At 66.9% G+C, this 9,862-nt stretch carries 9 protein-coding genes; 4 read left to right on the top strand and 5 right to left on the bottom strand.

What is annotated here, in order from left to right:
- Window positions 1–651, bottom strand: a 651-nt coding sequence (locus RT567_RS09740) for a LemA family protein (RefSeq protein WP_313576138.1), incomplete at its 3' end; no start/stop codon positions are given.
- 96 nt (window positions 652–747) lie between these two features.
- Entirely contained in the window at window positions 748–1,671 is a 924-nt protein-coding gene (gene folD, locus RT567_RS09735; protein ID WP_313576137.1) for a bifunctional methylenetetrahydrofolate dehydrogenase/methenyltetrahydrofolate cyclohydrolase FolD, read from the bottom strand.
- Window positions 1,672–1,764: 93 nt separating this feature from the next.
- On the opposite strand from folD, the gene RT567_RS09730 reads away from it, so the two are divergent.
- Genes RT567_RS09730 through RT567_RS09720 form a run of 3 tightly spaced genes read left to right on the top strand, consistent with a single transcriptional unit; the run spans window position 1,765 to window position 5,440 of the window.
- The gene (locus tag RT567_RS09730) at window positions 1,765–3,579 is read left to right on the top strand and encodes a PPC domain-containing protein (RefSeq protein WP_313576135.1); all 1,815 of its coding nucleotides are present in this window, start codon (window positions 1,765–1,767) and stop codon (window positions 3,577–3,579) included.
- Window positions 3,576–4,628 carry a type 2 isopentenyl-diphosphate Delta-isomerase gene (fni, locus tag RT567_RS09725; protein ID WP_313576140.1) on the top strand — a complete coding sequence of 351 codons (1,053 nt, stop codon included), beginning with the start codon at window positions 3,576–3,578 and terminating at the stop codon, window positions 4,626–4,628. The genes RT567_RS09730 and fni overlap by 4 nt, the downstream gene beginning before the upstream one ends.
- A gap of 50 nt (window positions 4,629–4,678) precedes the next feature.
- Window positions 4,679–5,440, top strand: a complete 762-nt coding sequence (locus RT567_RS09720; RefSeq protein WP_313576133.1) for a peptidase — start codon at window positions 4,679–4,681, stop codon at window positions 5,438–5,440.
- 34 nt (window positions 5,441–5,474) lie between these two features.
- Here the strand turns inward: RT567_RS09720 and RT567_RS09715 are convergent, their stop codons facing one another.
- The 3 genes from RT567_RS09715 to hutU are packed head-to-tail and all read right to left on the bottom strand — an operon-like array spanning window position 5,475 to window position 9,233.
- On the bottom strand, window positions 5,475–5,975 hold the full coding sequence (locus RT567_RS09715; RefSeq protein ID WP_313576132.1) for a hypothetical protein: 501 nt from the start codon (window positions 5,973–5,975) through the stop codon (window positions 5,475–5,477).
- Between the two features lie 56 nt (window positions 5,976–6,031).
- Window positions 6,032–7,564: a histidine ammonia-lyase gene (gene hutH / locus RT567_RS09710; protein ID WP_313576130.1), complete on the bottom strand. Its 1,533-nt coding sequence runs from the start codon at window positions 7,562–7,564 to the stop codon at window positions 6,032–6,034.
- 4 nt (window positions 7,565–7,568) lie between these two features.
- Complete coding sequence (gene hutU / locus RT567_RS09705; protein WP_313576128.1) at window positions 7,569–9,233, bottom strand: urocanate hydratase; 1,665 nt, start codon at window positions 9,231–9,233, stop codon at window positions 7,569–7,571.
- A gap of 89 nt (window positions 9,234–9,322) precedes the next feature.
- Between hutU and RT567_RS09700 the strand changes: the two genes are divergently transcribed.
- On the top strand, window positions 9,323–9,862 hold a 540-nt coding region (locus RT567_RS09700; RefSeq protein ID WP_313576126.1), incomplete at its 3' end, for a GntR family transcriptional regulator.

The raw sequence follows: 9,862 nt of genomic DNA, 5'->3' as shown, positions 1-9,862 counted from the left end.
CGCTGCGCCGGGCGTGGTTGCAGGCGCGCCGCCGCCGGGCTGGGCGCCGAGGTCAAAGTTCACGCTCGGCGCGGTTTGAGCCTCGGCCGTGGCGGTGAACAACTGCATCGGCTTGGAGCCGCCGTGCAGGGTCTTGGCCCAGATCACGCTCGGGAAGGTGCGCAGCTCGGTGTTGTAGTCGCGCACGGCCTCATTGTAGTCGCGGCGCGCGACGGCGATGCGATTTTCGGTGCCTTCCAGCTGCGATTGCAGGGTCAGGAAGTTCTGGTTGGCCTGAAGCTGGGGATAGGCTTCGACCGTCACTAGCAGCCGCGACAGGGCGCTGGAAAGCTCGCCTTGCGCTTGCTGGTACTGCTGGAAGGCGGCGGCGTTATCGAGGTTGGAGGCGTCGATGTTGACGCTGGTGGCCTTGGCGCGGGCCTCGATCACCTGGGTCAGGGTGGTGCGTTCCTGAATGGCTGCGCCCTGAACGGTGGCGACCAGGTTCGGAACCAGGTCGGCGCGGCGCTGATACTGGCTTTGGACGTCGGCCCACGCAGCCTCGGCGCGCTCCTGCTTGGTCGGAATGGTGTTGTAGCCGCAGGCGCCCACGGCGGGGGCCAGGACGACGACAGCGGCGACGGCCGCGATGCGAGGCGAGAAACCAGCCATGAAGAAGCTCCTGCGGGCGGTCGTCAGGACCGCTGATCGCTAAAGACTATCGGGCCCGAAAGGCTCCGCTTCAAGGCTGGATTTTTGACGCAGATCTCAGCCGTTCAGGTCTTCCGGCTCTACGCCCGCCGCGCGGCAGGCGGCGGTGTAGGTGTTGGCCAGCAGGCAGGCGATGGTCATGGGGCCGACGCCGCCCGGAACGGGGGTGATGCGGCCCGCGACCTCGACCGCCTCGTTGAAGTCCACGTCGCCGACCACGCGGGTCTTGCCCTCGGCGGCCTTGACCGGATCGCGCGAGGGGACGCGGTTGATGCCCACGTCGATGACGGTCGCGCCCGGCTTGATCCAGTCGCTCTTGATCATCTCGGGACGACCGACAGCGGCCACCAGAATGTCGGCGGTGCGGCACAGGGCGGGCAGGTCGCGGGTGCGCGAGTGGGCGATGGTTACGGTGCAGCTTTCGCCCAGCAGCAGTTGCGCCATCGGCTTGCCGACGATGTTGGAGCGGCCGACGATGACGGCGTTCAGGCCCGACAGGTCGCCGAGTTGATCCTTCAGCAGCATCAGGCTGCCCAGCGGGGTGCAGGGGATCATGCCCGGCAGGCCGACGGCCAGACGCCCGGCGTTGACGACGTGGAAGCCGTCCACGTCCTTGTCCGGCGAGATGGCGTCCAGCACGGCGGCCGAATCGATGTGCTTGGGCAGGGGCAATTGCACCAGAATGCCGTGGATGCCCGCATCAGCGTTCAGCGACGCGATCAGGGCCAGCAGTTGTTCTTGAGTCGTTTCGACCGGCAGGCGGTGGGTGTCGGAACGCATCCCGGCCTTCAGCGTCGTCTCACCCTTGTTGCGGACGTAGAGCTGGCTGGCGGGATCTTCGCCGACAATGACGACGGCCAGGCCGGGCTTGACGCCATGGGCGGATTCCAGCCGTGCGGCGGCCGCAGCGACGCGCTCCACCAGGGTCTGGGAGAAGGCCTTGCCGTCGATCAACAAGGCGCGAGCGGGTTCGACAGCCATAATTGGCTCCATCTGCCGGGAACTGGAAAGCGTTGCCGCGATTTACAGGCGCTGCGGTTCGGCGTCTATGATGACGCCAGCAAAGAGGTTTTTATGCGTTATTCCCTGTTCGCGGCGGTCAGTGCTGTCGCTCTTCTGTCCACCGGCGCCGCCTGGGCCCAATCGGCGACCGACGCCAGGCTGGGGGATGACCTCCGCGGTCGACTGGAAGACGGCGACGCCCGCACGCGCGGCAGCGACGGCTATCGTTATGACGACTACCGCGTGAACCTGCGCGCCGGTCAGCGGCTGGAAGCCGAGATGACGTCGGATGACTTTGACACCTATCTGGAAGTCTACGCCGAAGGCTCCCTGCGGGAGTCGCTGGCCAGCGACGACGACAGCGCGGGCGATCTGAACGCGCGTCTGCGGTTCACCGCGCCCGAGGCCGGGGTCTACATCGTGCGCGCTCGCACCTTCTCGGGCATGGAGACCGGCGACTATCAGCTGTCGTTGAAAGAGCGCGCCGCTCCGCGAATGCCGCGACCGGGCCGCATCGCCATCGGCCGCGATGAGACGGGCAGCCTGGGGTCCAACAGCGCCGAGGATGACGACGGCAAGCGTTACGACGCCTACGCCTTCCGTGCGTCGGCGGGCGAGCGGGTGAAGATCGACCTGGAGTCCGAGGACTTCGACAGCTTCCTGCGGGTCGGCCGCATCGTGAACGGCGCCTTCGTTCAGATCGCCGAGAACGATGATGGCGGCTCAAGCCTCAATGCGCGCCTCGTATTCACGGCCCCGCAGGCGGGCGAGTATCTGATCCGCGTCACCTCTTATAACGGCTCGGCCGAGGGCGATTATCGTCTGTCGATGGAGCAGGGGCCGCCGGCGCCGTCCGCCACGTCGGTGACGGTCGGCGAAGAGACGCGAGGCCGTCTGACCTCGGACAGCGCGACCAGCGATTCCGGCGCTCCGACCGATCTGTATCGCTTCAGCGGCCGCGCTGGGCAGCGTGTAGCGATCACCATGGAGGCGGACGGCTTCGACACCTACCTCGAACTGTTCGACGCCAACCACAACAGCCTGGCGACTGACGACGACAGCGCCGGCGACCTGAACGCTCGTTTGACCCACACCCTGGCCGAGGACGGCGACTACCTGATCGAGGCGCGCGCCTTCTCCAGCGGCGAGGGCCCCTACACGCTGAACATCGAAGAGATCGCGCCGCCGCCGCCGCCTTCGGCCATCGCATTCGGCCAGACGGTCGAGGGCGAACTGACCAGCAACGACGCCACCGATGACGACGGACGCCTGTATGACGCCTTCGTCTTCAGCGGAACCGAGGGGCAGCGCATCCAGGCCGTAATGCGGTCCGGCGATTTTGACGCCTATCTGCAGTTGAGCGAAAACGGCGAGGACTTCAGCGAAATCGCCAGCGACGACGACGGTCTGGGCCAGGGAACGGACGCTCGTCTGATCTTCACCCTGCCGGAAACCGGCGAATATGTGCTGCGTGCCCGTTCGTGGTCGCGCGACGCCAAGGGCCTTTATGCGCTGGAGCTTCAGGATCTGGGCGACGAACCTTCGCCGGGCAGCCTGCTGATCGGCTCGACCGTGCGCGGGCGGTTGAGCGAGCGGGCTAGCCTTACCGACGACGGCGTCTACTACGACGCCTATCACTTCAAGGCCAAGGCGGATGAGAAGCTGCGCTTCACCCTGATCGCCAGCAGCTTCGACGCCGTGGTCGAGGTCGGCGAGGAGAAGGACGGCGACTACTTCAAGCTGGAGGAGGACGACGACAGCCTGTCGGACACCCACGCCCGCCTGAACTGGACGGCTCCGCGCGACGGTTCCTATGTGCTGCGCGCTCGTAGCTTCGGCTCCAACTCGACCGGCGACTATGTGCTGATCACGGAGCGGCAGCCCTGAGCGAACCTGACGACGACGCCGCCTCGGCCCTGATCCTGGGCCGGAAAGACCAGCACCTGGACGTGGTGCTGGCCGGCGGCGGGCGTCATGCTCTGTCTGCGGGCTTTGACGACTGGCGGTTCGTGCACGAGGCCCTGCCGGACCTGGATCATGCGCGCATCGATCTGGGCGTCGACTTCCTGGGGCGGCGGCTGAAGGCGCCTTTTCTGATCAGCGCCATGACCGGCGGCCCGGCGCGGGCCGAGGCGATCAACGCCCGCCTGGCCGAGGCGGCCCAGCACCTGGGCATCGCCCTGGCGGTCGGTTCGCAGCGAGCGGCGCTGGAAGGCGGCGCGGCGGGCGGTCTGGATTTCTCTCTGCGGCTGAAGGCGCCGGATACGCCCATCCTGGCCAATATCGGCGCGGCCCAGCTGACGCGCGGCTTCGGCCGGGACGAGGCGCGCCGGGCGCTGGATATGATCGGCGCAGACGCCCTGGTCGTTCACCTGAACCCGCTGCAGGAGGCCTGCCAGCCTGAGGGGGATCGCGACTGGTGGGGCGTGGGCGCGGCGCTGCAAGCTCTCATCCGCGATCTGGACGCGCCGGTCATCGTCAAGGAGACGGGGGCGGGGATCTCCGCCGTTACGGCCCAGCGCCTGATCGCCATGGGCGCGGCAGGGGTCGATGTCGCGGGGGCGGGCGGCGCCAACTGGGGCTTGATCGAGGGTGAGCGTGCGACCGATCCGGCGGATAAGGCGCACGCCCTGGCCTTCGCCGACTGGGGCATCCCGACCGCGCGCGCCCTGGCTGAGACGCGCAACGCCCTGCCGGACGCCCTGCTGATCGGATCGGGCGGCGTGCGCGACGGCGTGGACGCAGCCAAGGCGATTCGTCTGGGCGCCGATGTCGTCGGCATGGCCTCAGGCGTCATTCAGGCGGCGACCGTCTCGACCGAAGCGGTCATCGAGCGGTTCCAACTGACCATTCGGCAACTGCGAACCGTGTGTTTTTGCGTAAACGCTTCAAATTTAGCCGCGTTGAAACGAGTTCCGTTGCTTCCTTCCAAGTAAGTCGGGCATTTTCGCCCCTGCGTTTTTGCGTCGCACCCAAGGAGATTCCCATGCGCGCCCTGTTGATGACGTCGGTACTCGCGTCCTCCCTGATTCTGGCCGGCGCCGCCGCGGCCCAGAGTTCCATCCGGCCTGGGCAGACCGTAACCGGAAACTTCAGCAGCAAGGACGCCCGTATGGACGACGGGTCGCACTATCGCTGCTATGTGATTCAGACCCAGGCGGGCCAAGCCTATACGGTGACCATGCAGTCGTCTGACTTCGACAGCTTCCTGATGGCAGGCGCTGGTACGGATTGCGACGAGACTTCGGTGACGAACGACGATGGCCCCGACATGGGTACGGACTCGCAACTGCGCTTCGTCTCCAACGGTGGGAACTGGATCATCCGCGCCAACACCCTGAGCGAGGGCCAGACCGGCGCCTTCCGTCTCAGCGTTTCGGAAGGCCAGCGCTTGCGTCCGACGACTCAGGTCGTGCCGATTGCGGTTGGTGAAAGCCGCCAGGGCCGTCTGGAGTTCAGCGACCGTCAGGCCGACGACAGCTCCTTCTACGACTGCTACGCCTTGAACGTGAGCCGTTCGGGCAGCGTGTCGGTTCGCATGGATTCGGCGCAGTTCGACGCCTACCTCTCGCTGCACGAAGGCCCGCAGTGCGACGGCGACAGCTTGGCCTCGGACGACGACAGCGGCGGCGGCACCAGCGCCATGGTTACCCAGAACCTGCGTTCGGGCTCCTATTCCTTCCGCGCCAACAGCCTCAGCTCGGCGCAGGAAGGCGATTACACCGTCTCCGTCACGACGATGCGCTGACAAGGAAAAGGCCCCGGTTTCACCGGGGCCTTTTTCAATAGAAGACGCTGTCTGACGCGGGGCGGGTTTCAGGTGTCGGCGGGTCTTTGAGCGCGGACTGGCGGGCTTCACGCTCGGCCGCGTAGTCGGGCTGGGGCGTATCGAACCCGAAGCCGTAGTCGTCCGGTTTCAACGGCGGAGCGGGCGGGAGCGCCGTGGGCCGGATGATGGTCGGGGGCGCGTCATGCGTCGGAGGCGCGGGCAGGTCGGGCATCAACTCCAGCCAAGCGCTCTCGACATAGGGCTCATCGTCGCCAGCCGTGGCGGCGAGCCGTTCGGGATCGTGCTCGTATCCGTCCCGCAGTTCTCCGACCGCCATGATGGTGCCGACCGGCAGATCGGGTTCGACGGGCGGCACGACGTCAATGGCGACGGCCGGACCTGACGCCCGCCCGACATGCGCCGCCGAGGTCGAATTCCAGGCGGCCCAGCCCGCCGCGCCCAGTCCGGTCAGGACAAGGGCGACGGAAGCCAGAATGACGGCGCTTTTGTTCATGGTCGGCGGCGTCCTGCGTTCGCTCTTGATACGAAAGCCTTCAACCGCCGTCCGGTTCAAGCCGAAGGCAGAAGATCGCGAGCGAAGGCGCGATAGCGACCCGCGCGTACGCCTTCCGTCGCACGGGCGATGTCCGGCGCGAAATAGCGGTCTTCCGTATAGGCGCCGCAGGCCTCGCGCACGATGGCGTAGGTCTGCTCCAGCTCCGGCGACGAGGTCAGCGGACGGCGGAACTCGATCCCCTGGGCGGCGGCCAGCAGTTCGATGCCGACCACGGTCGCCGTATTGGCGGCCATGTCCAGTAGACGACGCGCGCCATGGGTGGCCATCGACACGTGGTCTTCCTGATTGGCGCTGGTCGGCACGGTGTCGATGACGCAAGGGTGAGCGACCATGCGGTTCTCGGCCACCAGGGCCGCCGCCGTCACCTGGGCGATCATGAAGCCCGAGTTCACGCCGCTGTCCTTGACCAGGAAGGCGGGCAGGTCGGTCATCTTGGGATCAACCAGGATGGAGGTGCGGCGCTCGCTGATGTTGCCGATCTCGCACAGGACCATGGCGAGCTGATCTGCTGCATAGGCAACAGGTTCTGCGTGGAAGTTGCCACCCGAGATGACGTCGCCGTCCTCGATGAAGACCAGCGGATTGTCGGTTACGGCGTTGGCTTCACGCTCCAGCATGGCGGCGGCGTTGCGCAGCACGTCCAGCGTCGCGCCCATGACCTGCGGCTGGCAGCGCAGGGAGTAGGGATCCTGCACCTTGGCGCAGTCGTGACGATGGCTCTCACGGATGGCGCTGCCGTTCAGCAGTTCGCGCAGGCGACGGGCCACGTCGATCTGACCCGGCTGGCCGCGCAGGACGTGGATGCGGGGATCGAACGGCGCGTCCGAACCCAGCAGGGCGTCGACCGACAGGCCGCCCGCGGCGATGGCGGCGGCGAAGACGTCTTCGGCCGCGAACAGGCCGGTCAGGGCCAGCGCCGTCGAGCACTGGGTGCCGTTCAGCAGGGCCAGGCCTTCCTTGGGGCCCAGCACGACCGGTTTCAGCCCGGCCTTGGCCAGCGCCGAAACAGCGTCCAGTGTCTGGCCCTGATAGCGGGCCTCGCTGACGCCGATCAGGACGCACGACATATGGGCCAGCGGCGCCAGATCGCCCGAGGCGCCGACCGAACCCTTGGACGGGATCAGCGGCAGGATCTCGGCGTTGACCATGCCGATCAGGGTCTCCAGCGTGTGACGTCGCACGCCCGAAGCGCCCTTCGACAGGCTGGCGATCTTCAGCACCATCAGCAGGCGGGTGGTGTCCGCGCTCAGCGGCTCGCCGACTCCGCAGGCGTGGCTGAGGACCAGGTTCTTCTGAAGGGTTTCAAGGTCTTCCGCAGCAATGCTGGTGTTGGCCAGTAGGCCGAAGCCGGTGTTGATGCCATAGACGGTGCGGCCCTCGGCCAGGATGGCGGCGACGACTGCCGCACCTTTCTCAACATTGGCCCAGGCGGCGTCGGTCAGGCTGACCTTGACCGGGCCGTTCAGGGCCGAGCGAAGCTGGGCGAGGGTGAGCGGCGCGGCGCCGATTTCAATGGTGGTGGTCATAAGCTTATAGGTCCAGCGAGGGCAGGTTCAGGCCATGTTCGCGCGCGGCGTCCTTGGCGATGTCGTATCCGGCGTCGGCGTGGCGCATGACGCCGGTGGCCGGGTCGTTCCACAGCACGCGCTCCAGCCGCTTGGCGGCTTCTTCGGTGCCGTCGGCGACGATGACGACGCCCGAGTGCTGGCTATAGCCCATGCCGACCCCGCCGCCGTGGTGCAGCGACACCCACGAGGCGCCCGAGGCCGTGTTCAGCAGGGCGTTCAGCAGGGGCCAGTCGGACACAGCGTCTGAGCCGTCCATCATGGCTTCGGTTTCGCGGTTCGGGCTGGCGACGGAGCCGCTGTCCAAGTGGTCGCGGCCGATGACGATGGGGGCGCTCAGTTCGCCCGAAGCGACCATTTCGTTGAACATCAGGCCTGCGCGGTGACGGTCGCCCAGGCCGATCCAGCAGATGCGCGCCGGCAGGCCCTGGAAGGCGATGCGCTCGCCCGCCATGTCCAGCCAACGGTGCAGACCGGCGTTGTCGGGGAAGAGCTTCTTCATCGCCTCATCCGTCTTGCGGATGTCCTCGGGATCGCCCGACAGGGCGGCCCAGCGGAACGGGCCAATGCCGCGGCAGAACAGCGGGCGGATATAGGCGGGCACGAAGCCGGGGAAGTCGAAGGCGTTCTCGACGCCTTCGTCAAAGGCGACCTGACGGATGTTGTTGCCGTAGTCGGTCGTGGGGACGCCCATCTTCTGGAAGTCCAGCATGGCCTTGACGTGGGTCGCCATCGACGCGCGGGCGGCGGTCTCGACGGCGGCCGGGTCGCTGACGCGCTGTTCTTCCCACTCGGCGACGGTCCAGCCTGAGGGCAGGTAGCCGTTGACCGGGTCGTGGGCGCTGGTCTGATCGGTCACCAGATCGGGACGGACGCCGCGTTTGACCATTTCAGGCAGAAGGTCAGCTGCATTGCCCAACAGACCGATCGACAAGGCTTTCTTGTCCTTGAACGACTGCTCCAGCAGGGCCAAGGCCTCGTCCAACGTCTCGGCCATGACGTCGACGTAGCGGGTGCGCTGGCGGAACTCGATGCGGCTGCGCTGGCACTCGATGGTGATGCAGGACGCGCCGGCCATGGTCGCGGCCAGCGGCTGGGCGCCGCCCATGCCGCCCAGACCCGCCGTCAGGATCCACTTGCCTGACCAGTCGCCGCCATAGTGCTGGCGACCCGCCTCCATGAAGGTCTCATACGTACCCTGAACGATGCCCTGGGTGCCGATGTAGATCCACGACCCGGCGGTCATCTGGCCGTACATGGCCAGACCCTTCTTATCGAGCTCGTTGAAGTGGTCCCAGGTCGCCCATTTGGGGACCAGGTTGGAGTTGGCGATCAGCACGCGCGGCGCGTCGATGTGGGTGCGGAAGACGCCGACCGGCTTGCCCGACTGGACCATCAGGGTCTCGTCGGCTTCCAGCTTCTGAAGCTGGTCCACGATGGTGTCGAAAGCCTGCCAGTTGCGCGCCGCCTTGCCGATGCCGCCATAGACGACCAGGTCTTCGGGACGTTCGGCCACGTCTGGGTCGAGGTTGTTCATCAGCATGCGCATGGCGGCTTCGGCCGCCCAGGTCTTTGCGGTCTTTTCCGGCCCACGCGGGCTACGAATGATACGGGTGTTGGGCGTGGCCATCGAATCCTCCATGCAGCGTCAGCCGCCGTCGTGTGTTGGTCGCACTGTTATGTCTAGACATTATTGCGTGCAAGAGGCATTTTCGTTTCATGGATCAGGAGCCGCTTCATCGTCGCATCGCCGGCGACATCGAGCGCCGCATCGCCTCGGGCGAATGGCGGCCGGGTTTCCGCATCCCGACCGAGGCTGAACTGACGGCGGGATACGGCTGCGCCCGCATGACGGTGTCGCGCGCCATGTCCGATTTGGCGGCGCGTGGGCTGGTGGTGAGGCGGCGTCGCGCCGGGACGGTGGTGGCCCATCCGCCGCTGCACTCCTCGGCCCTGGTCTCCATTCCCGATATTCAAGGCGAGATCGAGAGCCGGGGCTTGGCCTATTCTCACCGGCTGCTAGGCCGAATCGTCCGCCCGGCGAGCGGTGAGGAAGACGGGCTGGGCGAGCGGGTGATCGAACTGCAGACCCTGCACCTGGCCGACGGTTTGCCGTTCGTCTTTGAGCGCCGTCTGATCTCCCTGTCCGCAGCCCCCGAAGCGGAGGCCGCCGACTTCACGACGCAGCCGCCGGGCGGCTGGCTGCTGGCCCACATGCCCTGGACCGAGGCCGAGCATCGCATCTCGGCCGTCGGCGCC

This window comes from Brevundimonas sp. (assembly GCF_032107865.1).
Taxonomy (GTDB): Bacteria; Pseudomonadota; Alphaproteobacteria; order Caulobacterales; family Caulobacteraceae; genus Brevundimonas.
This window is presented reverse-complemented; position numbering and strand designations above follow the sequence as displayed.

Bases quoted from the DNA above. Each gene is read 5' to 3' on its own strand.
- RT567_RS09715 (WP_313576132.1), bottom strand. From the start codon at position 5,975: ATGAACAAAAGCGCCGTCATTCTGGCTTCCGTCGCCCTTGTCCTGACC.
- hutU (WP_313576128.1), bottom strand. From the start codon at position 9,233: ATGGCCACGCCCAACACCCGTATCATTCGTAGCCCGCGTGGGCCGGAA.
- RT567_RS09730 (WP_313576135.1), top strand. From the start codon at position 1,765: ATGCGTTATTCCCTGTTCGCGGCGGTCAGTGCTGTCGCTCTTCTGTCC.
- hutH (WP_313576130.1), bottom strand. From the start codon at position 7,564: ATGACCACCACCATTGAAATCGGCGCCGCGCCGCTCACCCTCGCCCAG.
- folD (WP_313576137.1), bottom strand. From the start codon at position 1,671: ATGGCTGTCGAACCCGCTCGCGCCTTGTTGATCGACGGCAAGGCCTTC.
- RT567_RS09720 (WP_313576133.1), top strand. From the start codon at position 4,679: ATGCGCGCCCTGTTGATGACGTCGGTACTCGCGTCCTCCCTGATTCTG.